General features: G+C 69.5%; 24 protein-coding genes. 3 read left to right on the forward strand and 21 right to left on the reverse strand.

The genetic code is table 11. The features are described from left to right. Positions 1-39: 39 nt before the first annotated feature. Together ABZT93_RS04025 and ABZT93_RS04030 are read right to left on the reverse strand one after the other, a co-directional pair. Entirely contained in the window at positions 40-204 is a 165-nt protein-coding gene (locus tag ABZT93_RS04025; protein ID WP_037716950.1) for a hypothetical protein, read from the reverse strand. Positions 205-369: 165 nt separating this feature from the next. Beyond that, complete coding sequence (locus ABZT93_RS04030; RefSeq protein WP_355738686.1) at positions 370-528, reverse strand: hypothetical protein; 159 nt, start codon at positions 526-528, stop codon at positions 370-372. Positions 529-683: 155 nt separating this feature from the next. Between ABZT93_RS04030 and ABZT93_RS04035 the strand changes: the two genes are divergently transcribed. After that, positions 684-1,784, forward strand: a complete 1,101-nt coding sequence (locus ABZT93_RS04035) for a M48 family metallopeptidase (protein ID WP_356098558.1) — start codon at positions 684-686, stop codon at positions 1,782-1,784. A 46-nt stretch (positions 1,785-1,830) separates the two neighbouring features. On the opposite strand, the gene ABZT93_RS04040 is transcribed toward ABZT93_RS04035, so the two are convergent. From ABZT93_RS04040 to proB, 5 genes are all read right to left on the reverse strand, one after another. Next, positions 1,831-2,898, reverse strand: a complete 1,068-nt coding sequence (locus ABZT93_RS04040) for a hypothetical protein (protein WP_356098561.1) — start codon at positions 2,896-2,898, stop codon at positions 1,831-1,833. Positions 2,899-2,976: 78 nt separating this feature from the next. Continuing rightward, positions 2,977-3,570: a hypothetical protein gene (locus ABZT93_RS04045; RefSeq protein WP_356098564.1), complete on the reverse strand. Its 594-nt coding sequence runs from the start codon at positions 3,568-3,570 to the stop codon at positions 2,977-2,979. Between the two features lie 121 nt (positions 3,571-3,691). Beyond that, entirely contained in the window at positions 3,692-4,978 is a 1,287-nt protein-coding gene (locus ABZT93_RS04050) for a glutamate-5-semialdehyde dehydrogenase (protein ID WP_356098567.1), read from the reverse strand. A gap of 90 nt (positions 4,979-5,068) precedes the next feature. After that, the gene (locus tag ABZT93_RS04055) at positions 5,069-5,647 is read right to left on the reverse strand and encodes a hypothetical protein (RefSeq protein ID WP_356099762.1); all 579 of its coding nucleotides are present in this window, start codon (positions 5,645-5,647) and stop codon (positions 5,069-5,071) included. Positions 5,648-5,822: 175 nt separating this feature from the next. Further along, positions 5,823-6,929 (reverse strand): glutamate 5-kinase, encoded by a 1,107-nt coding sequence (proB, locus tag ABZT93_RS04060; RefSeq protein ID WP_356099765.1) that lies wholly within the window; start codon positions 6,927-6,929, stop codon positions 5,823-5,825. Positions 6,930-7,185: 256 nt separating this feature from the next. On the opposite strand from proB, the gene ABZT93_RS04065 reads away from it, so the two are divergent. Further along, positions 7,186-7,410: a hypothetical protein gene (locus ABZT93_RS04065; RefSeq protein ID WP_356098569.1), complete on the forward strand. Its 225-nt coding sequence runs from the start codon at positions 7,186-7,188 to the stop codon at positions 7,408-7,410. 78 nt (positions 7,411-7,488) lie between these two features. Continuing rightward, a complete protein-coding gene (locus ABZT93_RS04070) occupies positions 7,489-9,501 on the forward strand; it encodes a hypothetical protein (protein WP_356099768.1) in 2,013 nt (670 codons plus the stop codon). On the opposite strand, the gene ABZT93_RS04075 is transcribed toward ABZT93_RS04070, so the two are convergent. The 14 genes from ABZT93_RS04075 to ABZT93_RS04140 all read right to left on the reverse strand — a co-directional run bounded on the left by ABZT93_RS04075 (position 9,485) and on the right by ABZT93_RS04140 (position 25,836). After that, on the reverse strand, positions 9,485-10,678 hold the full coding sequence (locus ABZT93_RS04075; RefSeq protein ID WP_356098572.1) for a glycosyltransferase family 2 protein: 1,194 nt from the start codon (positions 10,676-10,678) through the stop codon (positions 9,485-9,487). The two genes, ABZT93_RS04070 and ABZT93_RS04075, sit on opposite strands and share 17 nt — an antisense overlap. Before the next feature lie 164 nt (positions 10,679-10,842). Further along, positions 10,843-12,918, reverse strand: a complete 2,076-nt coding sequence (locus ABZT93_RS04080) for a hypothetical protein (RefSeq protein ID WP_356098576.1) — start codon at positions 12,916-12,918, stop codon at positions 10,843-10,845. A 149-nt stretch (positions 12,919-13,067) separates the two neighbouring features. Then, entirely contained in the window at positions 13,068-14,567 is a 1,500-nt protein-coding gene (locus ABZT93_RS04085; protein WP_356098579.1) for a bifunctional cytidylyltransferase/SDR family oxidoreductase, read from the reverse strand. Positions 14,568-14,673: 106 nt separating this feature from the next. Further along, complete coding sequence (locus ABZT93_RS04090; protein ID WP_356098582.1) at positions 14,674-15,396, reverse strand: hypothetical protein; 723 nt, start codon at positions 15,394-15,396, stop codon at positions 14,674-14,676. A gap of 54 nt (positions 15,397-15,450) precedes the next feature. Next, positions 15,451-17,001, reverse strand: coding sequence for an alkaline phosphatase D family protein (locus ABZT93_RS04095; protein WP_356098585.1), 1,551 nt, complete (start codon positions 16,999-17,001; stop codon positions 15,451-15,453). Positions 17,002-17,373: 372 nt separating this feature from the next. Next, on the reverse strand, positions 17,374-18,810 hold the full coding sequence (obgE, locus tag ABZT93_RS04100) for a GTPase ObgE (protein WP_356098588.1): 1,437 nt from the start codon (positions 18,808-18,810) through the stop codon (positions 17,374-17,376). 117 nt (positions 18,811-18,927) lie between these two features. Continuing rightward, on the reverse strand, positions 18,928-19,182 hold the full coding sequence (gene rpmA / locus ABZT93_RS04105) for a 50S ribosomal protein L27 (protein ID WP_030961848.1): 255 nt from the start codon (positions 19,180-19,182) through the stop codon (positions 18,928-18,930). A 14-nt stretch (positions 19,183-19,196) separates the two neighbouring features. Then, positions 19,197-19,517 carry a 50S ribosomal protein L21 gene (gene rplU, locus ABZT93_RS04110; protein WP_007381993.1) on the reverse strand — a complete coding sequence of 107 codons (321 nt, stop codon included), beginning with the start codon at positions 19,515-19,517 and terminating at the stop codon, positions 19,197-19,199. 278 nt (positions 19,518-19,795) lie between these two features. After that, positions 19,796-20,590, reverse strand: a complete 795-nt coding sequence (locus ABZT93_RS04115) for a class I SAM-dependent methyltransferase (protein WP_356098591.1) — start codon at positions 20,588-20,590, stop codon at positions 19,796-19,798. Positions 20,591-20,698: 108 nt separating this feature from the next. Next, the gene (gene rfbC, locus ABZT93_RS04120) at positions 20,699-21,286 is read right to left on the reverse strand and encodes a dTDP-4-dehydrorhamnose 3,5-epimerase (RefSeq protein ID WP_356098594.1); all 588 of its coding nucleotides are present in this window, start codon (positions 21,284-21,286) and stop codon (positions 20,699-20,701) included. Between the two features lie 20 nt (positions 21,287-21,306). Then, a complete protein-coding gene (locus ABZT93_RS04125; protein ID WP_356098597.1) occupies positions 21,307-22,899 on the reverse strand; it encodes a glycosyltransferase family A protein in 1,593 nt (530 codons plus the stop codon). After that, on the reverse strand, positions 22,896-23,789 hold the full coding sequence (gene rfbD, locus ABZT93_RS04130; protein ID WP_356098600.1) for a dTDP-4-dehydrorhamnose reductase: 894 nt from the start codon (positions 23,787-23,789) through the stop codon (positions 22,896-22,898). Before rfbD ends, ABZT93_RS04125 begins: the two co-directional genes overlap by 4 nt. Continuing rightward, on the reverse strand, positions 23,786-24,772 hold the full coding sequence (gene rfbB, locus ABZT93_RS04135; RefSeq protein WP_007381997.1) for a dTDP-glucose 4,6-dehydratase: 987 nt from the start codon (positions 24,770-24,772) through the stop codon (positions 23,786-23,788). The genes rfbD and rfbB overlap by 4 nt, the downstream gene beginning before the upstream one ends. Further along, positions 24,769-25,836 (reverse strand): glucose-1-phosphate thymidylyltransferase, encoded by a 1,068-nt coding sequence (locus ABZT93_RS04140; RefSeq protein WP_356098603.1) that lies wholly within the window; start codon positions 25,834-25,836, stop codon positions 24,769-24,771. The genes rfbB and ABZT93_RS04140 overlap by 4 nt, the downstream gene beginning before the upstream one ends. Positions 25,837-25,936 lie beyond the last annotated feature (100 nt).

Genomic DNA, 25,936 nt, shown 5'->3' on the forward strand with positions numbered 1-25,936 from the left:
GCGGTGGCCCGGAGTGCCCCGCTTTGGGCACCCGGCGCCTCAGCGGTCGCGGTTGAAACGGGTGGTGATCCACAGCAGGAGCAGCAGGATGATGAAGGCGCCGCCGCCGGTCACCAGGGGGTTGAGGCTCTCGTGGTTGCCGCCGTGCTCCTCGCCCTCTGCGGCGAGGGTGACCAACTGGGCAGCGGTGCTGTGGAAGCTCATCTTCGGCAGACCTATCCGATGAGGGTCCCCCCGCTCGAGCGCGGCCGAGAGTGGGGGAGGGCGGGATAAAGATGTCGGCTCATGGTAAGCGGGCGCCACGGCGGCGATCACGCCGACTCCTCCATTGGATGCCGCCCTCGGACGTCGGGGAACCTTCGCCCTCCCTCAGTCGTCCTTCCGCTTGTACCCCCGCAGCAGGAACCACGCGGTGAACGCACAGCCCACGAACATCACGATCAGTACGACCCTGAGCAGATTGCCGGACCCTTGCTGCTCGGCGGCGCTCGCGGCCTCGGTGAGCCAGGCGGCCCGGGTGTGCTCCATGACGTGGACTCCTTCGCTGTACTGCCCGTCCACGCTATCTCCGCCTAGTCTGGGGTCTGCTTCGGGGGCGCAAAGGGCCGCACAAGGGTCCGCAAAGGATCTCGGAGGCCGAAGGGGCCGACGAGGCACAGCCAAAGACGCACATGGGGGAAGACATGTCCGACGACGGCCATCAGAACAACGGACACGAGAACGTGCCGAGCAGGCAGCGCAGGCGGTTCCCGGGAATCTCCTCACGTGCGTACGAGCACCCCGCCGACCGCTCCGCCCTGGTGGCGCTGCGCAAGCTGAGCGGTTTCGACACGGTGTTCAAGGCGCTCAGCGGCCTGCTCCCGGAGCGGAGCCTGCGGCTGCTGTTCCTGTCCGACTCGGTGCGCGTGTCCGACCAGCAGTTCGCATACCTCAACGACATGCTGCGGGACGCGTGCTACATCCTGGACCTGGAGAAGGTCCCGCCGATGTACGTCAACCAGGACCCGCAGCCGAACGCGATGTGCATCGGCCTGGACGAGCCCATCATCGTCGTCACCACGGGTCTGGTCGACCTGCTCGACGAGGAGGAGATGCGGGCGGTCGTCGGCCACGAGGTGGGCCACGCCCTCTCCGGCCACTCGGTCTACCGGACCATCCTGCTGTTCCTGACCAGCCTCGCCCTCAGGGTGGCGTGGATCCCGCTGGGCAACATCGCGATCATGGCGATCGTGACCGCGCTGCGCGAGTGGTTCCGCAAGTCGGAGCTGTCGGCGGACCGGGCGGGTCTCCTGGTCGGCCAGGACCTGAAGGCCTCGATGCGGGGCCTGATGAAGCTGGCCGGCGGTCACCATCTGCACGAGATGAACGTGGACGCGTTCCTGAAGCAGGCCGAGGAGTACGAGGCCGGTGGTGACCTGCGCGACTCCGTGCTGAAGATCCTGAACGTGCTGCCGCGCTCCCACCCGTTCACCACCGTGCGGGCGGCCGAGCTGAAGAAGTGGGCCGAGTCCCGCGACCACCAGCGGATCATGGACGGCCACTACCCGCGCCGCACGGAGGACAAGGACACCTCGGTCACGGACTCCTTCCGTGAGTCGGCGGCGAGCTACGCGACCAACGTCAAGAGTTCCAAGGACCCCCTGATGAAGCTGGTCAGCGACATCGCGGGCGGGGCGGGCGACCTGGGCGGCAGGGTGCGCAGGGGCTTCGGCGGTTTCTCCAACTCCGCACCGCGGGACGGCGAGCCCCCGACGGACACGCCTCGTGACAGTGAGGGTGACTGAGCCCACCCGAGAAGGGGTGCGGGGCCGTGTCGGCGCGGCTCCGCTGTCACACCTTCGGCTGCGCGCTGGTGGCCAACGTCCCGCACAGGGCCGGGGCGCTACCCGTGGCGTAAGGATCCGTACCCGCCGGTCCGCCGGCCTTCGCGGTCTGCCCGGCGAACAGCGGGTGCAGCCGGTTGGTGGAGTCCTCCGCGCAGGACAGGGGGCCGGCCTGGACGTACGACACGACCAGTTGGGCCGTGTGCATGCGCAGGTCGTCCCGGTCGAACCGGAAGTGCAGCTCACGCCGGACGGTGAACAGCGACACCGCGGAATCCGCGTCGCCGGCCGACCGCAGCGCGTACACGAACGTGTGGTCCGCGGTGACCTCCAGCGTCGACGAGTCGGTCTCGGCGGCCTGGAGACTTCCCTGCACCCTGATCCTTCCGTCGGCCAGCCGCGCCTCGGCGGGGTCGAAACGAACCAGCCAGCCGGTCGGCGCATGCCGTCCGTCGGCGGCGGGGTGGGTGAAACTCTGGTCGAACTGGTCGAGTTGGTCCGTGTCGAGGAGCACCCGCGCGGCACGGACCTGGTTGCCGACGAGGACGTCCGGGTCGAGTGAGGACCGCACGATGTAGTCCTTGGCCGTGGTCAGCGCGGACACGACCTGGCTGTCGGAGAAGTGCGCGGTGCGGCGGGAGGCCGGCAGCGGGATGCCCTCGGCGCCGACGCGGTACTGCGCGGCGGGGCTGTGCGCGTACAGGTACTCGGCGTCGGGGTGGCCCGGGACCCTTCCCGCGGGGGCCAGCGGGATGACGGTCATCCGCAGGGGCTCGACGGGCCGGCGGATCGTGGCGTTCTGGTAGGGGTGCCGTACACCCATGTAGATCGCGGTGCCGAAGGCGACGGCGATCAGCAGGACCAGGATCAGCGCCTGTCGGGACAGTCCCCGGCGCAGCGGGGGACGCCGGCGTACGGCGGGAGCGTGGTCGGACATGCGCTCGTGCGCGGAGTACTCCTGGAGGCGGGCAGCGCGGACGAACGACTCGTCGAATACGACGGATCGGTACTCGTCCTCACCACCCACGGGGGCGCCCTCGGGTGTCCCCTCAGGTGGGTCTCCTGGCCCTCCCATATCTTCAGGGTAGGTCTCGGGGAGCTCAGGTAAACGCCCTGCTGTGCGACAAGTTCTGACAGGTTCTCACCAGGATCGTCAGGGTGTTCGCGGGACCGCGGAGACGGCTGGCTGGGAGTAGTCGGCGGACGCCGAGGGCGTCACCGTGCCCCCCTGTTCCAGACCGGTCGAGGCGGGCGGCGGAACGCGGTCGCGGCTCCCGGAGGAGGCGCCCCGGTAGACCGCCGTGAAGGCCAGCGCGACCATGCCGATGCCCATGACGAGGGCGAGCATCCAGGCGACCGGGCGGTGCCAGCGGACCTGTTTGCCGTATGTCCCCGGGGCGCCGTAGCGGCCTTCGAGGACCTCGGTGTCGTCCAGGTCGTCGAGATCGGGATCATGGCCGAAACCGCCGGGTCCGAAGCCGTCCTCGTATCGCTCGGCTCTGGGGCGGGCGCGGCGGGCCTCGGCCTCGGAGGCCTCCGCTCTCGCCTGCGCTGCGGCAAGGAGGCGTTCGACGGCGGTCGGCTCGTGCACCACGGCCGCCCGTACGAAGGCCTCGTCGAAGACCACGGAGGCGAACTCTTCGTCCGACACCCCGCGGTCGTGGTCGTCGTCGGGCTCCCAGCCGTCAGGGAACGGCGTGCCCCCCACGTCCTCCGGCACGAATCCAGAGTAGACCTGGGGGGTCAATTTGGGCAGACGGTATGGAAATTCATCCGCCTGGTGAGACGCCTCTCGTGCACCACGGAGGCGGGTCCGGGGCGCCTGCCGGACGCATATGCCCTGGCCGCGCCCCCTGGCGCCCCTGGGATCAGCGGCGGATGTGACCGTCGCCGGTGACGATGTACTTGGTGCTGGTGAGCTCCGGCAGGCCCATGGGGCCCCTCGCGTGCAGCTTCTGGGTGGAGATGCCGATCTCCGCGCCGAAGCCGAACTGGCCGCCGTCGGTGAAGCGGGTGGAGGCGTTGACCGCGACCGTCGTGGAGTCGACCAGCTGGGTGAAGCGGCGGGCGGCCTGCTGGGAGGTGGTGACGATCGCCTCGGTGTGGCCGGAGGTCCACAGCCGGATGTGCTCGACGGCCTTGTCGAGCGAGTCGACGACGGCGGCGGCGATGTCGTAGGAGAGGTACTCGGTGTCCCAGTCCTCCAGCGTGGCCTCGACGACGGTCGCCTTGGTGTCCTTCGCGTACGCCAGCACCCGCTGGTCGGCGTGGACGGTCACACCGGCCTCGGCGAGGGCGTCCAGGGCGCGCGGCAGGAACTCGGGGGCGATGTCCTGGTGGACCAGGAGGGTCTCGGCGGCGTTGCACACGCTGACCCGCTGGGCCTTGGAGTTGATCAGGATGTCGATCGCCATGTCGAGGTCGGCCTGGGCGTCGACGTAGACGTGGCAGTTGCCGGTGCCGGTCTCGATGACGGGGACGATCGACTCGGTCACGACGGTCTGGATCAGCGAGGCGCCACCGCGCGGGATGAGCACGTCTACCAGGCCGCGGGCGCGCATCAGCTCCTGCACGCTCTCGCGGGACTGGCCGGGCACGAGCTGGATGGCGTCGGCGGGCAGTCCGGCGCCGCCCACGGCGTCGCGCAGGACCCGCACGAGGGCGGTGTTCGACTCGTACGCGGAGGCCGAGCCGCGCAGCAGGACCGCGTTGCCGGACTTGAGGCACAGGGCGGCGGCGTCGACCGTGACGTTCGGGCGGGCCTCGTAGATGATGCCGACCACGCCGAGCGGGACGCGGACCTGGCGCAGGTCGATGCCGTTGGGCAGGGTCGAGCCGCGCACGACCTCGCCGACCGGGTCGGGCAGCGCGACGACGTCCCGGACGTCGGAGGCGATGGCGCGCACCCGCTCCGGGGTGAGCGTCAGCCGGTCGATGACCGACTCGCTGGTGCCGGCCTCGCGGGCCTTGGCGATGTCCTTGGCGTTGGCCTCGACGATCTCGCTGGTACGGACCTCCAGGGCGTCCGCGATGGCGAGCAGCGCGTCGTCCTTCTCGGCCCTGGGCAGCGGGGCGAGGTCGGCGGCGGCGGCCTTGGCCCGGTAGGCGGCCTGGGTGACCGGGGTCATGGAGTCGTACGGCGAGAGCGAGGTCATACCGGAAGGGTAGTGCGCCGGGCGGGGCCGTCCACCTGTTGTTCCACAGCGCGAGACGGGATCAAAGGGACATGGTCGAAGGGGCGGTCGTCAGAACGGGTGGGCGCCCACCGGCGTGGCCGGAGGTGGGCCGTACCCCTCGGCGATGCGCTGGTGGTAGGTCTGGCGGTCGATGACCTCCAGGCCCACGATCTCCCAGGGCGGCAGTCCCGCCGTCTGGCGGTGCTCGCCCCACAGGCGCAGGGCGACGGCGGCCGCGTCATGCAGGTCGCGGGCCTCCTCCCAGTACCGGATCTCCGCGTGGTCGTTGGCGTAGCGGCTGGTCAGCAGGAAGGGGTGGTCGTGGGCGAGCTGTTCGAGGGCGCGCCGGACCTCCTTCAGCGGGGCCTCCTCGCCGGAGACGCTGAGGGTGACATGCCACAGGCGCGGCAGATCCCGGGGCTCCTCGCCCTGGTACCGGTCGCCGGCCGCGACGCTCGTCAGGGTGCGCTCCTCACCGGCCGCCCGGGTGGCCGAGCCGGCCGCCCCCGCCGCGGGAGCCGAAGTGCCGGCCGCCCGCGCGACGGTCCCTCCGGGTGGGCCGGATCCGCCGCGGGAAGCCGCCGCACCAGCGCGGGACGCCGCCGCCCCAGGGCGCACTCGTCTCACGACGGCCTCCTTCATGCACAGGTCGACCCCACGGGTCGGGCGGAATGTGTCCCTGGGACAAAGTTGAGCAGGCCGCAAGGGCTCGTGGGGCGGTTTTGCGGAACGTCCACCTCAGGGCGACGCTCTTGGCAGGGCGTTCACCCCGTTTTCGGGCACACGGGGCGCCGGAAGAGCCGGCGGACGCCGGGAAGCCCCCTCAGGGGTGCAGGATCACCAGATCGTCCCGGTGGACGACCTCCCGCTCGTAGGCCGGTCCCAGGTCGCGCGCCAGCTCTCGGGTGGAGCGGCCGATCAACCGCGGGATCTCCCTGGCGTCGAAGTTGACGAGCCCGCGGGCCACCGCGTGCCCGGTGCCGTCCCGCAGCTCGACGGGGTCGCCCGCGACGAACTCGCCCTCGACGGAGGCGATCCCGGCCGGCAGCAGCGACTTGCGTCGGTCGACGACCGCCTTCACCGCGCCGTCGTCCAGGATCAGCGCGCCCTGCGGGGTGGACGCGTGCTGGAGCCACAGCAGACGGTCCGCGGAGCGTTTGCCGGCGGGGTGGAAGTAGGTGCCGGTGTCACCGCCGGACAGCGCCTCGGCCGCGTGGATCGTGCTGGTCAGGACCACGGGGATACCGGCGGCGGCCGCGATCCGGGCGGCCTCGACCTTGGTGACCATGCCGCCGGTACCGACGGCCGCCTTGCCGGCGCTGCCGATCTCGACGCCCGCCAGGTCCTCGGGTCCCCGCACCTGAGCTATCCGCGAGGTGCCCGGCTTGCTGGGGTCGCCGTCGTAGACGCCGTCGATGTCGGAGAGGAGGACGAGCAGGTCGGCGTGGACCAGGTGGGCCACCAGGGCGGCGAGCCTGTCGTTGTCGCCGAAGCGGATCTCGTCGGTGGCGACGGTGTCGTTCTCGTTGACGATCGGGAAGGCGCCCATCGCGAGGAGCTTGTCGAGGGTGCGGGAGGCGTTGCGGTGATGGGCGCGGCGGCTCATGTCGTCGCTGGTCAGCAGCACCTGGCCGACGCGGACGCCGTAGCGCGCGAAGGAGGCGGTGTAGCGGGCGACGAGCAGGCCCTGGCCGACGCTGGCGGCGGCCTGCTGGCGGGCGAGGTCCCGGGGGCGGCGGCGCAGGCCGAGCGGGGCGAGGCCTGCGGCGATGGCCCCGGAGGAGACGAGGACGATCTCTTTCTCTCCCCCGCTGCGGCTCTTGGCGAGGACGTCGACGAGCGCGTCGACCCGGTCGGCGTCGAGGCCGCCGGCAGCGGTGGTCAGCGACGAGGAGCCGACCTTGACGACGATCCTGCGGGCCTCGCCCACGGCCTGCCTTGCCCCTGTCACCTTGGTGTCCTGTCCCCTCGTGCCACTTCGGGTACCTCGCCCGCAATGTACGCGAAGGGGACGCGGCGGTGCGCATCCGTCCGGTCCCCGGACCCGATACCGGACGCGTTTCCCCCCGGCGCCGCTTCCTGTTCCGAAGAAAACGGGCACCGCGGGCGGCGCCTATCTCCTCGACCGCGCCTGCGCCCGGCTGCCGCAGATCCTGCGGTCGGTCCGCGAACCCCACCACGACCCGATGGCCGCACAGCGCCGCACCCTCAAGGAGTACGTCCTCGGGCCGGACCGCCCGACCTCCATGGAGCGCTTCGAAGCGGCCGTCGACGACCTGGCCGACCGGTCGACGACGGAGCGCACCGAGGACCTGCCGGCCCCGCTGGTCCGACAGCACCCGCGCATAGCACCTGACCTCCGCGGCGGACGGAAGACACGCGCGTGTCGTCCGGAGGTCGGCACCCGTTAACCAGGGCGTCCGTCTCGCGACGACCCTGGAGTGTCCCCCGTGCGAAAACGTCTCCCCCGCCTCCGGTCCGCGCTGCGGCTGCCGGGCCGGCAGACCGCGACGAGAGCGCTGGTCGCCGCCGTCCTGGCAGCCGCCGTCGTCGCCCAGGCCTCCGCCGCCCTGCGTCCGCACGTTCCGCTGCTGCTCGCCGCGACGGCCGCCTCCCTGGCCGTCGAGGGCGTCCTGCACCGCTGGCAGCGCGGCATGGTGTCCCTGTTCGCCAAGTCCCACGCGGACATCACCGTGCGGCACGTCCTGCGCGACCTGCTGCTGGTCGTCGGCCTGCTGAGGCTGACCCCGGAGGCCGAGGAGACGGCGTACACCGTGCTGGTGGCCGGTCTGCTCGCCTTCTACGCGCTGCACTGCGCGATCCAGGCGGCCTCCGTCCTGGTCCGCCGCACCCGCACCCTCCCGGTGGTCACCCGCAACATCGACGCCTCGGCGCTGCGCCTGACCCCGGCCCCGCCCGCCCTGCTGCGCCGTCCCGGCCCCCGCCTGCTGGTGCACGGCCTGCCCGCTACGACGGGCCTGTTGGCCACGGCGGCCACCGGCGAGCCCCGGTGCGCAGCCTTCGGCATCGCGATGTCCCTCGGGCTCGCGCTCCTGGGCCTCCACGACCTTCTCGTACGACTGCTGCCGAGCCGGCGTCCGGCGGGCGAGCAGGAGGTGCTGGACTGGTTCGACGCGTGGCTCGCCGAGTACCGGCCGACCGTCGGGCTGTACTTCTCCGGCGGGGTCTCCTCCGCCTACCAGGCCGACATGTGGCTGGAGCCGCTCGCGAAGCTCGACGGGAGGCCGGTCATCATCCTGCGCGAGCGGTTCATGGTGCAGAAGATCGCCGCGACCGACGTGCCGATCGTCTGCCTGCCGAAGGTGTCCACGCTGCTGCGCCTGGAACAGTCCACGCTCCAGGTCCTCATCCATCCGTCGAATTCCGGGAAGACCTCCCAGGTCCTGCGCATCCCGACGATCAAGCACTGCTTCGTCAACCACGGCGAGAGCGACAAGCTGTCCTCCTGCAACCCGTACGCGAAGGCCTATGACGAGGTGTGGGTGGCCGGTCCCGCGGCCCGCGAGCGGTACGCGGCGGCCCAGGTCGGCGTCGAGGACAAGGACGTGGTGGAGATCGGCCGCCCGCAGCTGGACGCCGTACGGCCGTACGAGGGGCCGCCGACCGGGCCGTACACGACCGTGCTGTACGCCCCGACCTGGGAGGGCTGGGACGGCAACCCCGGCAACACGTCGGTGATCGAGGCAGGGGAGAACATCGTGCGGGCGCTGCTCGCGGACCCCGGGGTACGGCTGCTGTACAAGCCGCATCCGCTGACCGGGTCGGTGGACGCGCGGGCGGGCGCGGCGGACCTGCGGATCCGTGAGCTGGTACGGGCGGCAAACCGGGAGCGAGCGGGGGAACGGCCGGTGGACGACGGTGAACTCGTCCTCAGGACAAGGGAGTTGGACCGTCTCACCATCGCGTCCTTCCGGTCCGCCGCGGACTCGGTCGAGCGGATGCTGCTGCAGTCCACGCCGGAGCCGGGCCGTGCGGAGGCGGTGGCCGGGGCGACGGCGGCCTGGGAGCGGGCGTACTGGGCCTCGCTGCCGGAGTGGGAGCACCAGGTCGTCACCGACGCCCGGCCCGCGCTGTACGCCTGCTTCAACCGGGCCGACCTGCTGATCAGCGATGTGTCCAGCGTGGTCAGCGACTTCCTGGCGAGCGGGAAGCCGTACGCGGTCGCGAACACGAGTGGCCTGAGCGAGGCCGCGTTCCGTGCGGCCTTCCCCACGGCGGGGGCGGCGACGGTACTGACGCCGGACGCGGCGGGGGTGCCCGCGCTGCTGGACACGGTGCGGGATCCGGAGCGGGACGAACTCGTGGCCGCCCGCGCCGAGTTGAAGCGGCGGTTGCTGGGACCGGACGAGCCTTCTTCGCAGGAACGGTTCAACAGGGCGGTTCAGGCGTTGAGCGCGGTGGCTCGGGGGCGGAGGCTTCCGGGGCAGCGACGGGAGGAGGGGACCGTGTGCGCCTCCGGGAGGCTCACCCTGCCGGGGTGAGCACCCTGCGCGCCTTGCGGACCGCCCGGCGCAGCAACTGGTCGACGCCGACCTCCCGGTAGCCCGGGACCCCCCGGGCCTCGCGCGGCTCGGCGAGGTAGAGGGAGTCGGGCAGGCCCGCCGACCGGTCGCGGAAGAACGGGTAGGCGAAATACACCCGGCGGCCGCCCTTCTCCAGCACCGCCTCAGGGGTCTTCTTCGCCTTCATGAACTCCAGGACCTCCACCAGGAGGTCCGGGCGGCCCATCGCCACCAGTTGGAGCCGCAGACGTTCGTGGACACGGAGGCGGTGGGCCACCTCGCCGGTCCAGTACGCGTCCACCAGCGGCTTCGCCAACTCCAGCTTCTCCTGTCGTACCGCCTCGCCGTCCTTCAGGAACTTCGGGCCGAACTGCGGGAGCAGGGTGACGAGGAAGGGGCGGACCATCAGCGCGTCGCGTCTCGCGCCCGCCGGGACCATGTCGGCGATCAGAGTCATCAGGGCGCGTGCGGAGTCGAAACGCAGGGTGTGGCTGCCGGTCTTGGTGACGTGCTTGCCGTCCTCGCGGCCCACCAGGTAGTAGCAGGTGTGGTCGGCGATCACGGAGACCCCGTCGGCCCGCAGATAGGCCTCCATGGTGAACAGCGCGTCCTCACCGGTCCACAGGGACTCGTCGAAGCGCATGCTGTGCCGTTCCAGGAACGCGCGGCGGAACAGCTTCTGCGCGCTCAGCGTGAACTTGATGTTGGAGGAGAAGACGTCGGTGCGCTCCAGGGTCTGTCCCCACATCGACGTCGGCGGCTTGCGGTTGACGCCTTCGACCCGGCCGAGAACGACGTCCGTGCCGTTGCGGTCGGCCATCGCGACCATGCGTTGGAGGGCCTCGGGGCCGAGCCGGTCGTCGGCGTCGAGGAAGAAGACGTAACGCCCGCTCGCCTTGCCCAGACCGACGTTGCGCGGGCCGCTGGGACCGCCGGAGTTGTCCTGCCGGATCACCCTGACGTCGAGGGGCGTGCGCGCGGCGAACTCCTCCAGGTACTCCCCGGTGCCGTCCGCCGAGCCGTCGTCGACCGCGATGACCTCGATGCGCGCGTGGCCGATCGTCTGCGCCTCGACGGAGGCCAGGCAGTCGACGAGATACGGCATCGCCTCGTACGCCCCGATGACCACGGTCACATCAGGCTGCGTAACGGTCACTTCTCCCCCAGTCACGGTCTGTTTCCCCCAGATCTGCTCAGGGGCAATCCCCTAGACGGCCGACCGGGGAAAAGGGTTGCTCTCCGGCACTGGGACATACGCGGGAAGGGCCCGGTTTTCGGGATCACCTCCGAAAACCGGGCCCTTTCTTTACGAACGGGAGATCAGGCCTTGGTCGTGGCCTCCGCCGTCGAGGCGGCCGGCCGTGACTCCTGGCCGACGTTGCGTGCCTCGGCCTTGATCGCGAGGTTGGCCACCGCGGTGTTGAACTGCTCGATGGACGCGGGCTCGTCCGGTCCGAGCAGGTACTGCTTCAGCTCCACCCGGTCCTCGGCCAGCGGGTCGGCCGCCGGGTCTCGGACCGCGTCGAGCAGCTCGCCCAGCTCGGTGGCCCTGTTGGACAGGATCGTGGCGGCGCGCACCGCGGTGTTCTGCCGCTTGAACTCCTCCACGCCCAGCTCGGCGGAGTCCGTGACCGCGTACGGCTTGCCGCTCGCGATGAAGTCGGACACCACGCTGGAGATGTCGGAGACCATGGCGTCGGAGACGTTGAAGCAGTCGTACAGCCGCGGTTCGGCGCCGGTGACCACCCGGTGCTCCCACACCGGGAAGGAGCGCCAGTACGCGTCGTTCCACTCGCCGCGCAGCCGGGCGATCTCCTCGTACTTGGCCACGTCGACCACGCCGTCACGGGTGGCCTCGGCCTCGTCGCCCTTCTCGCCGCCGTTGCCGGCCAGGGCGGCGAGCCGCGCCTCGATCCGGGCGAGCTCGGCCTTGGCCGTGGCCTGCGCGGCCGCGTCGGCCTGGAAGCGGGGGTCCGTGGCGCGCTCGGCGGCGGCCGCCTCGATCAGCGCGGTGACCTTCTGGTGCGCGGCACCCGCCTTGGCGAGGACCGTGCCGGTGAAGGGGTGCGGCTTGTAGAGGACGCGGACCGGCGGGTCGGCCTTCAGCAGCGTCTGCACGATGTTCTCGCCGGCCAGCATCAGCGAGGTGTTGCCCGGGTCGCCGTCCCAGCCCTCCCAGGTGGGCGCGTACAGCACGGTGGGGCAGCGTCCGTCAGCGGCACCGCCGCGGGGGCCGTCCGCCGCACCCTGCCGGGTCTGGATCGGCGCGAGCTGCGGGCGGCCGACCTCGACGATGTCCTCGTCGCGAACGCCGACGTCGGCGATGGCGTAGCGGTCACGGCCGGCCCGACCGGCGACCCACACCTCGTCGTACGCCTTGCTGAACGGGTTGACGCTCGCCAGCTTGTCGCTGTCGCCGTGACCGATGAAGACGTGCTTCATGGTGGGCACGCGCAGCAGGTGGATGTTCTTGCCGACGTTCGCCGCGTACAGCGCGACCCGCACCGTGGACAGGTCCATGTTCATCAGGTGCACCCCTCCAGGCACGCAGATGACGGGGACCGTGGTGGGCGCGAGGTTCTGCAGGATGACCCGCTCCCGCAGGATGATCAGCGGCCGGGAGACCAGCTGCTCCATGGTCTCCAGCCACATGTTGACCTGGTAGGCGGAGTCCTTGGAGCCGGAGAAGTAGAGCACCGTCTCCGGCTTGTAGTCGCGCAGCCAGTCGTCGACCTTGGCGAGGACCTCGTCGGCGGTCGGCGGGATCTTCCTCTTGCTCACGTACGGCATCAGCGCGAGGACGTACAGGGAGCCCAGGGCGATCGTCACGCCGATGCCGATGAAGCCGGGCAGCGTGGAGTCCATCGCGGCGGCGACGACTACGCCCACGACGGCCGCGAGGTCGAGGTGGAGCATCTTCTCGGCCGACCGGTTCAGCAGACCCATCGGCGGAGCGTCCGGGATGCGGATGCGGGAGGCCAGGTCGACGTTGCGGGTGGCGACCGGGAGCCGACGGCGGTTGCGGATCAGGGTGACCAGCGCGCCGTGCGGGGCCTGGAGGCCGTAGAACGCGATGAAGCAGGCGGTGGCGCCGTAGAAGATCAGGTTGTTGGAGAGGTCGAGCCGGGCCAGCAGCAGGATCAGCAGGAGCTGTCTGATCAGGAAGCGGATCGACAGTCCGGCGCGCACCTTGCTGAGGCGGTTGATCAGATAACTGCCCTGGCGGTGCAGATAGTGGTCCGCAAGGTACGTGACGGCGGTCGCGGCCGCGAAGGCTGGGACGCTCGGAATGAGCGCGGCCACCATGATGGCGGGGAAGCCCGCCATCATGAGGACCGCCGCGGCCAGCTCGGCCGCGCTGCCCACCCGGGCGACGCGAATAGCGGTGCTTATCACTGAAAACCTGCTCTGGGAGGGATGCCGGTTGTTTACGAATTGATGGTGCTTGCGACTTCTGGCCTTGCTTAAGGCTTCAGGCCCCTGTGAATGCGCCAAGAACGGGCAGCCACAGAGGCCTGAATTTACCGAAAACTATTTGTCCCTGATTATGCCACGCCGTCCTGACGGTCCAGGACACTGGCCAGCGCCTGCTCGAAGCCGGACGCCTGGCCCGCGGAGGCCGTCGGGTCCTGCTGGCGGACGTCGATGACATGCCCGGTCAGCTCGGAGAGCAGCACGTCGAGCGAGGTGCGGGCCACCGCCTCGGAGGACAGCAGGCTGCCCGCGGGCTCCTGGCCGAAGGCCTTGGTGCGCATGGGCGTGGCGGTGCGCTCGGGGTTGATGCAGTTCACCCGGACGCCGTCACCCGCCCATTCGTCGGACAGGGCCTGCGTCAGGTTGACCATCGCCGCCTTGGTCGAGGAGTACAGGCTGTACTCGGCGCGGCCGCGGGTGTAGCTGCTGGAGGTGTAAAGGAGCAGCTGCCCCTTGGTCTCCGCCAGGTACTTGTACGAGGAGCGCGCGATCTGCACCGGGGCCAGGTAGTTGACCTTCAGCGCCTCCTCGATGGTGGCGTTGTCGGTCTCCGCCAGCTTGCCGATGCGCAGCACGCCCGCGGTGTTGACGACGTAGTCGATCCGCCCGGTCTCGGCGTACGCCTTGGACAGCGCGTCGTCGACCTCCTCCGGGTTCTCGACGTGCGTGCCGGTGGTGGAGCGGCCCAGCGCGTACACCTTGGCGCCGTAGGACTCGGCGAGTTCGCCGATGTCCTTGCCGATGCCGTAGGAGCCGCCGAAGACGACGATGGTCTTGCCGGTGAGCAGCTCGCGGTAGGCGTCGTCGCTGACCTGCTCGGGAGCCGCGGTCGAGGCCAGCTGGAAGAGCTTGTCGGCGATGAAGACGTCGACGGGCTGGGTGACCTTCATGTTGTACTCGTCGCCCGCGACGACGTGGATCGGCACGTCCGGCAGGTACTTGAGCACCACCGAACAGTCGTCCGTGGCCTGGAAGTTGGGGTCACCGGCGGCGACCTCGTAGGCGCGCTTGATGGTGGACAGCTTGAAGGCCTGCGGGGTCTGGCCGCGGCGCAGCCGGGAGCGGTCCGGGATCTCGGTGATGAACTCGCCGTCCAGGCCGTGCGTGCGCGTGACGATGATGGTGTCCGCGGACGGGATGGCGACGTCGACGGCCTGGAAGCGCTCCAGGGCGACCACGCAGTCGTCGATGACGCGCCGCGAGAGCAGCGGGCGTACGGCGTCGTGGAACAGGACGTTGAGGTCCTCGCCCTCGGCCAGGCCCTCGCCGAGGGCCGCGATGGCGCGCTCGGTGGTCTCGTTCCGGGTGGAGCCACCCTCGATGATCTTCTTGACCTTCGTGAACCCGGCCTTGGCGACGATCTTCTCTATGTCCGGAACGTAGCCCGGCGCCATCAGGACGATGATGTCGTCGATGGAGTCGGCCTTCTCGAAGGTGGTCAGGGTGTGCTCGATGACTGCCTTGCCGGCGATCTTCAGCAGCTGCTTGGGGATCGAGAGACCCACGCGCTGACCGGTACCACCGGCCAGGATCACTGCGGTGGTACGGGGCTTGGCGATGTGCTGGGACACAGAAGACCTACCTCGGGGCGACAGGGAACGGGGAAATGGTCCCACTTGCGGTTACCGCTGTGCAAGGTGACCGCCGTTCGCTGCATATGTACGCGCTACCTGTCATTCATCTTGCACTGCCGGTAACGGCGACCGCCCTGGAGTTCAGCGGCGGCGCAGCTTCTTCAGACACCGGTGACCGAGTACCCGCATCAGTTCCAACGACGACGTCTGGTGCACGGTGCGCGCCTTGGGCCGGCGAGAGGTGCCGCGGCGATACGGCCGCCGCTGCGAGCGCCCCGTACAACGCCTGGGCCGCCACCTCGGGCGACATCCGCGGGGCCGGGATCCCTTCCAGGGCGGGCGCCTGCGGCGGCGCGGACAGGAGACCGGGATCACCGATGATCCGCACCCCCAGGTCACCGAGGGCCCGGGCCATCTCGGCTCCGATCCCGGCGGCGGCTTCGAAGGCCCACTCGGGAGTGAGTATCTTCACGTCCTCGGGCGAGGGGCTGCACGCGTTCTTCATATGCATGACGGCGCCGTTGCGGACGAGCCTGGAATACAACTCGTCCGGCAGTCCATTGCCGCGGAATTCCTTGTTAAGATTCCGCAGCATTTCGGTCTCGGCAAGGGTGAGCGAACGATTCGCGGCGTCCGGAACGGGCTGGAGCAGATTCTCGGGCAGCCCGAGGAGCTGTTCGAAAGTGCGCAGCAGTCCACCGCGGTCGCGGTCGTCGACCACGACGACGGTGATCCTCTTCGGACCGACCGCCCGGACCCAGCGCCCGACGAGCCGGTCGTGCCGGTGGCGGCGCCAGAAGCTGGGGTTCCAGCAGGCGGGTGTCACCTGAGAGGAGCGTGGGACCGTGATGAGGAGCGCGCCCCTTTCAGGCAGCCCGCGTCACGCGTGCCGCACCCCCGGCTTGCCCGCGTCCACCCGCAGGTGCGCCAGCGTGCTTGCCGTCGCCTGCGGCGCGACCACCGTGTCCACGGCGCGGACCTGCGCGTCGATCCCGTGCCGGTCGATGTCGAAGAGGTGGTAGCCGCGGTGGGCGTCGATGAACTTCCAGTGCGGGTTGTCGGCCATCAGCGGGCCCCACTGGGCGTGGAAGGCGGCCTGGTCCTGGTCGCCGTTGCTGGAGATGGAGGTGGCGACGAACTCGGCGCCGACGACCCGGGAGGACGGGTCGGCGTAGTCCTCCTTGAGGTCGCTGATCATCGTGAAGTGGCGGTCGCCGGAGAGCACGACCGGATTGCGCACGGTCCTGAACTCCTCCAGGAGGGCGTTGCGTTCGACCTGGTAGCCGTCCCAGGCGTCGTAGTACCAGAGCTTGCCCTCGCCGGCCAGGATGTCGGTCTCGGCCATCATGATCTGCGAGGCGACGAGGTTCCAGCGGGCCGGTGAGCCGTGCAGTCCGTCGAGCAGCCACTGCTTCTGCTCGGCGCCGAGCATGGTGAGCGCGGGGTCCTGGGCGGCGGCCTGGCTGGTGACCTGGTCGCTGCGGAACTGGCGGGTGTCGAGCACGTTCAGCCGGGCCAGACGGCCGAACTCGAGGCGCCGGTACATCTGGATGTGCGGGCCGTTCGGGACGGCGGTGGCGCGCACCGGCATGTGCTCGTAGTACGCCTGGAAGGCCGCCGTCAGCCGGGCCACGAAGGCGTCGTGCGGCTGCTTCGCGGGGTCCTGCGGGATCTCGCCGGCCCAGTCGTTGTCGACCTCGTGATCGTCGAAGGTGACCACCCAGGGCGCGTTCGCGTGCATCTCGGTGAGGTCCGGGTCGGTGCGGTACTGGGCGTACCGGTTGCGGTACTGGACGAGGGTGTACGGCTCCCCCGTGCCCTCGTGCCGGCGCGGACCGGCCGACGACGGCGCCGACTCGTAGATGTAGTCGCCGACGAACAGCACGATGTCGGGGTCCTGGTCCAGCATGTCGGCGTAGGGCGTGAAGTAGCCGTTCTGCCAGTTCTGGCAGGAGGCGAGCGCGACCCGCAGGGTGCCCAGGGAGGTGTACGGGGCGGGGGCGGTGCGGGTGCGGCCGGTGCGCGAGAGCTGGCCGTCGGCGCGGAAGCGGTACCAGTACGTACGGCCCGCGCGCAGGCCCCGTACATCGACGTGGACGCTGTGTCCGTACGCGGGCAGGGCCTGCGCGGTGCCGCGGCGGACCACCTTGCTGAAGCGCTGGTCCTCGGCCAGCTCCCAGTCGACCGGCACCACCCTGTCGGGCATGCCTCCGCCGTTCAGGGGATCGGGGGCGAGCCGCGTCCACAGCACGATGCCGTCCGGCAGCGGGTCGCCGGAGGACACGCCGAGGCTGAACACCCCGTCGGGCAGCGGGGTCTCCGCCGCCCGCGCGATGCCGGGCAGCCAGAGCTGGGCGGAGGCGGCGGCGCCGAGCACCGCGGCGCCCGTGGTCAGAAAGCGGCGTCGGTTGGGTGATGCTGCTCCGTACATAGCGAACTCCCTTGCGTCGCTGACCTCTTGGGCACCCTGGAAGCTCACGCTTCGGGGCGATCCGTGCGCTGAACCAAGGTGTTCGCGTGCATGACAAATGGGTAGACAACAAAAGAGCCGTTGCGACTCGGGGATCACATGATTCACGTGATTCCGGCGCAACGGCCTTAAAGACACCGCCGTCTGACGATCTTTTGGGTTCTGGTTGGCGAATTCGCAGCTCGGACGGGCCTACGCCGCGGTGTCGCCGAGCAGGGTGTGGCCGAGGGTGAACCCCGTGCGTCACCCTCCTCGTCGTACGCGCACCCCGCATCCTCCCGTGACGGTCGTACGGATTGACCCGTACGACTCACAGGAGGATGCGGCGTTCACTCAGAAGGGCTCGAAGTCGTCGAACTCCTGGGCGGCCTCGTCCCGTTCGGCCTGCTTGTCGCGGCGGCGCTGGGCGGCGGGCCGGGGCTCCTCGAAGCGGTGGTCCTCGCCGCGCCGGCCGAGCATCTCGGCGCCGGCCATGACGGTCGGCTCCCAGTCGAAGACGACCGCGTTGTCCTCCGGGCCGATGGCGACGCCGTCACCCGAACGGGCGCCCGCCTTCATCAACTGCTCTTCCACACCGAGGCGGTTGAGACGGTCGGCGAGGTAGCCGACGGCCTCGTCGTTGCTGAAGTCGGTCTGCCGCACCCAGCGCTCCGGCTTCTCGCCGCGCACCCGGAACAGGCCGTCCTCCTCGCGGACCACAGTGAAGCCGGTGTCGTCCACGGCCTTGGGCCGGATGACGATCCGGGTCGCCTCTTCCTTGGGCTTCGCGGCCCGCCCCCTGCCGACCAGGTCGGCGAGAGCGAAGGAGAGCTCCTTCAGCCCCATGTGGGCGACCGCGGACACCTCGAAGACGCGATAGCCACGCGACTCCAGATCCGGCCGCACCATCTCGGCGAGGTCCTTGCCGTCCGGTACGTCGATCTTGTTCAGGACGACGATCCGCGGGCGGTTGTCGAGGCCGCCGTACTCCCTGAGCTCCGCCTCGATGATGTCGAGGTCGGAGACCGGGTCGCGGTCGGACTCCAGCGTGGCGGTGTCCAGGACGTGCACGAGGACACTGCAGCGCTCGACGTGCCGCAGGAACTCCAGGCCCAGGCCCTTGCCCTGGCTGGCGCCCGGGATCAGGCCCGGGACGTCGGCGATGGTGTAGACGGTGTCGCCCGCGGTGACCACGCCCAGGTTCGGGACCAGCGTGGTGAAGGGGTAGTCGGCGATCTTCGGCTTGGCCGCGCTCAGCACCGAGATCAGCGAGGACTTGCCCGCGCTCGGGTAGCCGACCAGCGCGACGTCGGCCACGGTCTTGAGCTCCAGGACGATGTCCTGGAGGTCTCCCGGTACGCCGAGCAGCGCGAACCCGGGAGCCTTGCGGCGGGCGGAGGCCAGCGCCGCGTTGCCGAGGCCGCCGCGGCCCCCCTGGGCGGCGACGTAGGAGGTGCCGTGTCCGACCAGGTCGGCGAGGACGTTGCCCTGCCGGTCGAGGACGACGGTGCCGTCCGGCACCGGCAGGACCAGGTCCTGGCCGTCCTTGCCGGAACGGTTGCCGCCCTCACCGGGCTTGCCGTTGGTGGCCTTGCGGTGCGGGGAGTGGTGGTAGTCGAGCAGCGTGGTGACGGACTGGTCGACGGTCAGAATAACGTCGCCGCCCCGCCCGCCGTTTCCGCCGTCGGGGCCGCCGAGCGGCTTGAACTTCTCCCGGTGGACGGAGGCACAGCCGTGACCTCCGTTACCCGCGGCGACATGCAGTTCGACGCGGTCCACGAAGGTGGTCATGGTTCGGTGCCTCCAAAAACGGTACGAGTACTACTTCACTAACACGCGAAAGGCGGACCCGCCTTCCCACCAGGGAAGTGAGGTCCGCCTCGCGAAAAGTTCGGTCTAGGCCTGAGCTCAGGCGACCGGAACGATGTTCACGACCTTGCGGCCACGGTGGGTGCCGAACTGCACCGCACCGGCGTTCAGCGCGAACAGCGTGTCGTCGCCGCCACGGCCGACGCCCGCACCCGGGTGGAAGTGGGTACCGCGCTGGCGGACCAGGATCTCGCCCGCGTTGACGACCTGACCACCGAAGCGCTTCACGCCGAGGCGCTGAGCGTTGGAGTCGCGACCGTTACGGGTGGACGATGCGCCCTTCTTGTGTGCCATCTCTCCTCAGTCCCTTACTTCGCAGCCGCGGGGATCTCAGTGACCTTGATCGCCGTGTACTGCTGGCGGTGGCCCTGACGACGGCGGTAGCCGGTCTTGTTCTTGTAGCGAAGGATGTCGATCTTGACGCCCTTGTGGTGGTCCACGACCTCGGCCTGGACCTTGATGCCGGCCAGAACCCACGGGTCGCTGGTCACAGCGTCGCCGTCGACAACGAGCAGGGTCGAGAGCTCGACCGTGTCGCCAACCTTGGCAGTGGAAATCTTGTCAACCTCAACGATGTCGCCGACAGCAACCTTGTGCTGGCGACCACCGCTGCGCACGATGGCGTACACGCGGATCTCACTCTCACTCGAAGAACGGCACCCCCGCAGGCCAGCCGCCCGGCCAAAAGCACGGACGACCTCTTCCGGACAGCAGAGCACCCGGAAGGAAAAGGTTTACGGGGACGTGGCGGCCGCTATGGACACGCCGACGGTCAAGGTTACGGGGCCCCGGCGTGGGGGTCAAACCGGACCTCGGACCGGCCGCGAAAGGGGAGTGCCGCAGGGCTGAATAAGCCGCGTGCCCGCCGGGCCAAAGGCTCCCGGCGGGCACGCGGTATCAACCGGTGTCAGCCGGTCACGGCTCGGATGTCGCGGCGGATCGGCGTGAACGCCGAGCGGGGGCGGCGCAGATTGCGGGCCCGTACGAGGGCCGGCCAGAAGTCCGCACCGAGCAGGGTCTCGCCCTGGACGGCGTTCTTGCGCAGCAGTACCTCTTCCGGAACGACCTGCGGGTCGTCGGCGCGGTACTCCTCCATGATCTTGTCGTAGTTGTCCTTCAGCACGGTGCTGGTCGGGTCGGCTCCGAAGATCGCCACGACACCGGTGGGCTTCGTGTCGAGCTCCACCACCACCAGATCGGGGCGGTAGCGCCGCAGCACCTGCGCCACCTTGAAGACGTCGCCGGTCCACATGCCCGTGTGCCGGTCACGAGCCGCCTCGTCGACGTTCCGCGGCAGCATGTCGTCCAGCACGATCACACTCGACCAGCGCGAATGCCGCTCGACGTTCATGAAGTCCCGCAGGGCGAACTCGAAGAGGTGCATGCCGTCGATGAACGCCAGCTCGATCCTCGGCTCACCACCCAGGAGGTTCAGCGGATCGCGGCGGGCGAGCGCGCGGAACGGGTTGCGGCCGTTGCGCAGGTGGATCAACGGGTCCTTGCGCTTGAAGAAGTCGTCGCTCGTGGCCTTGACCATGTGCACATCGCAGCTGACCTCCGAGGTCACCTTGAACGCCGGGTCGATGGCAACCGTGGGCACTCGGGACAGCGTCAGGCTGCGGCCGTCGTTCACTCCAATCTCAAGGTAGTTACGGGGACGATAGATCTTGTGCAACTGGCGGAGGAACCCGTGCCGATCCACGAAAAGTGAGCCCTTCACTGATGGCTGACGACTAAGCGATTCACGGAAGCTAGCCGGGGTTCGTCCGGGGAGTAAACACCTACCGTCCAGTAACTTCATAGGCGGCTCTCAGAGTTCCGAGCGATAGGCCACGCAGTCCTCGTAACGGGGCAGCAGCCCCTGCGCCGCCGCCTCCGCCAGCGTCGGGGCGGCGGCGTCCTTGTCCGAAAGCAGCGGCTCCACATCCGTCGGCCATTCGATGCCCAGCTCGGGATCGAGGGGGTGGATGCCGTGCTCCCGCCCCGGCGCGTAGCCCTCGGAACAGAGGTAGACGACGGTCGCGTCATCGGTCAGCGCCAGGAAGGCGTGTCCGAGGCCCTCGGACAGGTAGACCGAGGCGTGCGTCTCGTCGTCGAGACGGACCAGTTCCCACTGCCCGTAGGTGGGGGAGCCGACCCGGATGTCGACGACGGCGTCGAGCACGGCGCCGCGGACGCACTTCACGTACTTGGCCTGGCTCGGCGGCACATCGGCGAAGTGGACCCCGCGGAGGGTGCCTCGTCGGGAGACCGAGCAGTTCGCCTGGGCCAGGGACAGGTCGTGCCCGGTGCTCGCGCGGAAATCCGCTCCGCGGAACCACTCGTGAAAGCTGCCGCGCTCGTCCGGGAAGACGCTGGGCTCGTGGACCCAGGCGCCTTCGATCGAAAGGGGCTTCATGATGGAGCGGGACCTCCGGTTCAGGATGAGAAGACTCGTTTGACCTTCTTGGCGACCTTTCGCCAAGTGGCCTGGGCCTCAGGGGACTTGTCCGGGACGGGGTGCATGTTCCCACCGATGTCGAGGGCGAGCCGCCCGTCCCTGGTCCAGTAGGGAGCGGCCTGGATGTTCAGGCGCTGGGAGCGCTCACCACCGCAGGGCAGCAGCTCGCTCACCGGGCCGCCCTCGATACGGGCCATGCGTTCGATCCCGAGCAACTGGACATTGACGTGGACGTCGTACAGCCCCTTGGGGAGCCGACCGCCACATGCCGCCGTGTCCGGGTCGACGCGGACGGTTCCCTTGATCTCCACGGTCCCGTCGGCGGCCACCGCCAGCTCGGACTCGACCTCGGCGAACCAGGCCTGCGCCTTGTTGCGCTGACGCAGCTGGAAATCCACGACCGCACGGTTCTCTATGTCCTTGAAGGACCATTCCGGGCCGCCGTCTATCCCCTGGACCACGGCAAGGTCGAGGCCGTAGCCGTCGCCCAGCTTCCTGACCTTCACCGTGGCACCGTCCTGGTAGCGCAGCCGGGCCCGGAACGGCGCGACCAGCACACCCCGCCGCCAACGCACCGGGCCGCTGAACTCGACCTCGCTGACGGCGTCACGGTAACGCTCGGCCACCTTGCGCAGGTCCTCGACACGGTCGGCCTCGAGCAGTTCGGCGCGGAATCGCCACAGCGGCGGCAGCCCCTCACGGACGGAATCCGAGTACTCCTCGACCGCCACCTTACGGGCCGCCTCGTAGTGCCCCATGCTGAAGGGATCGCCCTTGAGGAAACCCTGTGTGGAGGTGTTCCGCAGGACCTCGACCCGGTAGTTGCGCGTCAGGAAGGCGTCGCGCACCGGACCCGGGCTCGTGTTGGCCTTGACTATCTGCGCGGTCTTCGCGAGCCAGGGATAGTAGTCACCCGGCTCGGTACGGCTCTTGCTGTTGTTGCTGCCGTCGTCGCGCTTGCTCCAGTCGTAACACACGACATCGCCGACTATCGTTATGCTCTTGGCGAGCGGATAGGCCTTGGCCAGGAACATCTGGTCCTCCAGGCGGCAGCGCCCCTCCTGGAATTTGATGTCATTGTCGAGCAGGAACTGACGCCGGAACATCTTGTGCGGGGTCAGCGTCTCGTACAGCTCTGCGAGCTCCGGGCCCACGCTGTCGACCGACTCGCGGAAAAGGCGAATCGGGCCGCGCATGTTGCCCTTGACCTTCCCGACGACTATGTCGGAACGATTCTTCTGTGCCCGCTCGTACATCACTTCCAGCGCCTTCGGCCCCAAGGCGTCGTCCTGGTCGAGGAAATGTATGTATTCACCGCGCGCGTTGGCGACACCGACATTGCGGGGACGCCCGGGCCAGCCCGAGTTCGGCATGGAGAGCACCCGGAAGTTCTCCGAGTTGTCGGCCATTTGCTTCAGCCGCTCCGCGGAATCATCGGTCGATCCGTCGTCGACGAATATCACCTCGAACTCGTCCTGCGGCAGTGACTGCTTCAGGAGCGAGTTGATCGGGCGCTCGATGTAGATCCCCGCGTTGTAGACCGGGATGATGATGCTGACCTTCACGGTCATGGGTTCCCCTCCTGGAGCTCCGCGACCAACACGGGCATCGCGCAGCTGAGACTCTCGGACCAGTCACGAATCGGTTCGATGCCGGCCTGCTGCCAGCGGTTGTGCCCGAGCACGCTGTACGCGGGCCGGGGCGCGGGGCGAGCGAACGCCGCGCTGGTGGTCGGCCGGACCCGCTCCGGGTCGGCGCCCAGCAGCCGGAAGATCTCCCGGGTGAGCCCGAACCACGTCGTTTCGCCGCCGCTGGTGCCGTGGTACACACCGGCGGGAGCGGTCCCCGCGAGGGCCGCCTGGCCGAGGCGCACCAGGCGGTCGGCCAGGTCGACGGTCCAGGTGGGCTGGCCGCGCTGGTCGTCGACGACGTCGAGGGTGTCCTTGACGGTCTCCAGCTTGATCATCGTGCGGACGAAATTGGGACCGCCGGTGCCGTAGAGCCAGGCGGTGCGCACGACGTACCCGCGCTCGATCCCGAGCACGGCCTTCTCCCCGACGAGCTTGGTGCGGCCGTAGGCGCTGCGGGGCGCGGTGGGGGCGTCCTCCGCGTACGGCTCCTCGGCGTCGCCGGCGAAGACGTAGTCCGTGGAGACATGCAGCAGCACGGCGTCGGTACCGGCGCAGGCGTCGGCGAGATGGCGCGGCCCGTCGCCGTTGATCGCGAGCGCCTCGTCCTCACGGGTCTCGGCGTCGTCGACGGCGGTCCAGGCGGCGCAGTTGACGACCACGGCGGGCCGGTGCTCGGCCACGGCCGCACGTACGGCGTCGGCGTCGGTGAGGTCCAGCGCCGCGCGGTCGAGGGCGACATACCGCTCCCCCGCCTCGGCCAGCCGGGCCAGGACGTCCTGGCCCAGCATGCCGCCCGCGCCCGTGACCAGCCAGGTGCGGTTGTCGGTCACAGCGCGGCCCGCTCCTTCAGCGGCTCCCACCAGGCGCGGTTGTCGCGGTACCACTGCACGGTCTCCGCGAGGCCCTGCTCGAAGCTCTTGCGGGGCTCGTAGCCGAGCTCCTCGCGGATCTTCGTGCAGTCGACGGAGTAGCGGCGGTCGTGGCCCTTGCGGTCCTCGACGTACTCGACGCTGGTCTCCCAGTCGGCGCCGCACGCCTTCAGCAGCAGGCCGGTGAGCTCCTTGTTGGACAGCTCGGTGCCGCCGCCGATGTTGTAGACCTCACCGGCGCGGCCCTTGGTACGCACGAGCTCGATGCCCTGGACGTGGTCGTCGATGTGCAGCCAGTCGCGGACGTTGCCGCCGTCGCCGTACAGCGGGACCTTCTTGCCGTCGAGGAGGTTGGTCACGAACAGCGGGATGACCTTCTCGGGGAAGTGGTGGTGCCCGTAGTTGTTGGAGCAGCGGGTCACCCGCACGTCCAGGCCGTGGGTGCGGTGGTACGACAGCGCGATCAGGTCGCTGGACGCCTTCGCCGAGGAATACGGCGAGTTGGGCTCCAGCGGGTGCGTCTCGGGCCAGGAGCCCTCGTCGATCGAGCCGTAGACCTCGTCGGTGGAGATGTGCACGAAGGTCTTGATGCCCGCGCGGTGGGCCGCGTCGATGAGGGTGTGGGTGCCGACCACGTTGGTGCGCACGAACTCCGCCCCGCCGTCGATGGAACGGTCGACGTGCGACTCGGCGGCGAAGTGCACCACCTGGTCGTGCTCGGCCATCAGCTTGCCGACCAGCTCGGGGTCGCAGATGTCGCCCTGCACGAAGGCGAATCCGGGGTGCTCGCGCACCTCGTCGAGGTTGGCCGGGTTGCCCGCGTAGGTCAGCTTGTCCAGGACGGTGACCGAGACGTCACCGGGGCCCTGGGGACCGAGCACGGTACGGACGTAGTGCGAGCCGATGAAGCCGGCACCGCCGGTCACCAGAATCCGAGTGGTCATGAAGAGATCTGCACCTTGCTGTGATCACCGAGCACGAGCCGGTGGGCCTTGGGGTTACGGGGCGCGGGCGTGACCTCGACGTCACGTCCGATGAGCGAGGCCTCCACTCGGCGCACGCCGGTCACGGACGAGCCGCGCAGCACGATGGAGTACTCGATTTCGCTGTCCTCGATCCGGCAGTCCTCGGAGACGGACGTGAACGGACCGATGTAGGCGTCGTTGACCACCGTGCCGGCACCGATGATGGCAGGCCCGACGATCCGGCTGCCACTGACGCTGGCACCCGCCTCGACGCGCACCCGGCCGATGATCTCGCTGCTCTCGTCGACGGTGCCCTCGACCACCGGCTCGACGGTCTCCAGGACCGACCGGTTGACCTCCAGCATGTCGGTGACGTTGCCGGTGTCCTTCCAGTACCCGGAGATGGTGGTGGAGCGGACGTCGCGCTTCTGGTCGATCAGCCACTGGATGGCGTGCGTGATCTCCAGCTCGCCGCGCCACGAGGGCTCGATGGAGCGGACGGCCTCGTGGATGGCCGGCGTGAAGAGATAGACGCCGACGAGGGCCAGGTCGCTCTTGGGCTGCTTCGGCTTCTCCTCCAGGCCCACCACCAGGCCGTCGGCGCCGAGTTCGGCGACGCCGAAGGAGGTGGGGTTGGGGACCTTGGTCAGCAGGATCTGCGCGTCGGGGCGCTCACCGCGGAACTCCTCCACCAGGCCGGTGATGCCACCGACGATGAAGTTGTCGCCGAGGTACATGACGAAGTCCTCGTCACCGAGGAAGTCCTGGGCGATGAGGACGGCGTGGGCCAGGCCCAGCGGCGCCTCCTGCGGGAGGTAGGTCACCTCGATCCCGAACTGGGAGCCGTCGCCCACCGCCTCGCGGATCTCGTCCGCGGTGTCGCCGACCACGATGCCGACCTCGCTGATCCCGGCCTCGGCGATCGCCTCCAGGCCGTAGAAGAGCACGGGCTTGTTGGCGACCGGTACCAGCTGCTTGGCCGAGGTGTGAGTGATCGGACGGAGGCGGGTGCCCGCCCCCCCGGAGAGCACGAGAGCCTTCACGAAAATCCCTATTTGTCTAAATTAAGCGTCAATCTCGGCTCACATCATAACCCTGTGGACAGGCCTAGGATTCACCAGCCATTCACACGATCGATCACCG

It is taken from the genome of Streptomyces sp. NPDC005303 (assembly GCF_040607335.1).
Classification (GTDB): Bacteria; Actinomycetota; Actinomycetes; order Streptomycetales; family Streptomycetaceae; genus Streptomyces.

Coding starts and splice junctions, on each gene's coding strand:
- ABZT93_RS04035 (WP_356098558.1), top strand. CDS start 684: ATGTCCGACGACGGCCATCAGAACAACGGACACGAGAACGTGCCGAGC.
- rfbB (WP_007381997.1), bottom strand. CDS start 24,772: ATGACCACTCGGATTCTGGTGACCGGCGGTGCCGGCTTCATCGGCTCG.
- ABZT93_RS04065 (WP_356098569.1), top strand. CDS start 7,186: ATGGCCGCACAGCGCCGCACCCTCAAGGAGTACGTCCTCGGGCCGGAC.
- ABZT93_RS04025 (WP_037716950.1), bottom strand. CDS start 204: ATGAGCTTCCACAGCACCGCTGCCCAGTTGGTCACCCTCGCCGCAGAG.
- obgE (WP_356098588.1), bottom strand. CDS start 18,810: ATGACCACCTTCGTGGACCGCGTCGAACTGCATGTCGCCGCGGGTAAC.
- ABZT93_RS04125 (WP_356098597.1), bottom strand. CDS start 22,899: ATGACCGTGAAGGTCAGCATCATCATCCCGGTCTACAACGCGGGGATC.
- rpmA (WP_030961848.1), bottom strand. CDS start 19,182: ATGGCACACAAGAAGGGCGCATCGTCCACCCGTAACGGTCGCGACTCC.
- ABZT93_RS04050 (WP_356098567.1), bottom strand. CDS start 4,978: ATGACCTCGCTCTCGCCGTACGACTCCATGACCCCGGTCACCCAGGCC.
- ABZT93_RS04040 (WP_356098561.1), bottom strand. CDS start 2,898: ATGGGAGGGCCAGGAGACCCACCTGAGGGGACACCCGAGGGCGCCCCC.
- ABZT93_RS04095 (WP_356098585.1), bottom strand. CDS start 17,001: ATGTACGGAGCAGCATCACCCAACCGACGCCGCTTTCTGACCACGGGC.
- rfbC (WP_356098594.1), bottom strand. CDS start 21,286: ATGAAGCCCCTTTCGATCGAAGGCGCCTGGGTCCACGAGCCCAGCGTC.
- ABZT93_RS04030 (WP_355738686.1), bottom strand. CDS start 528: ATGGAGCACACCCGGGCCGCCTGGCTCACCGAGGCCGCGAGCGCCGCC.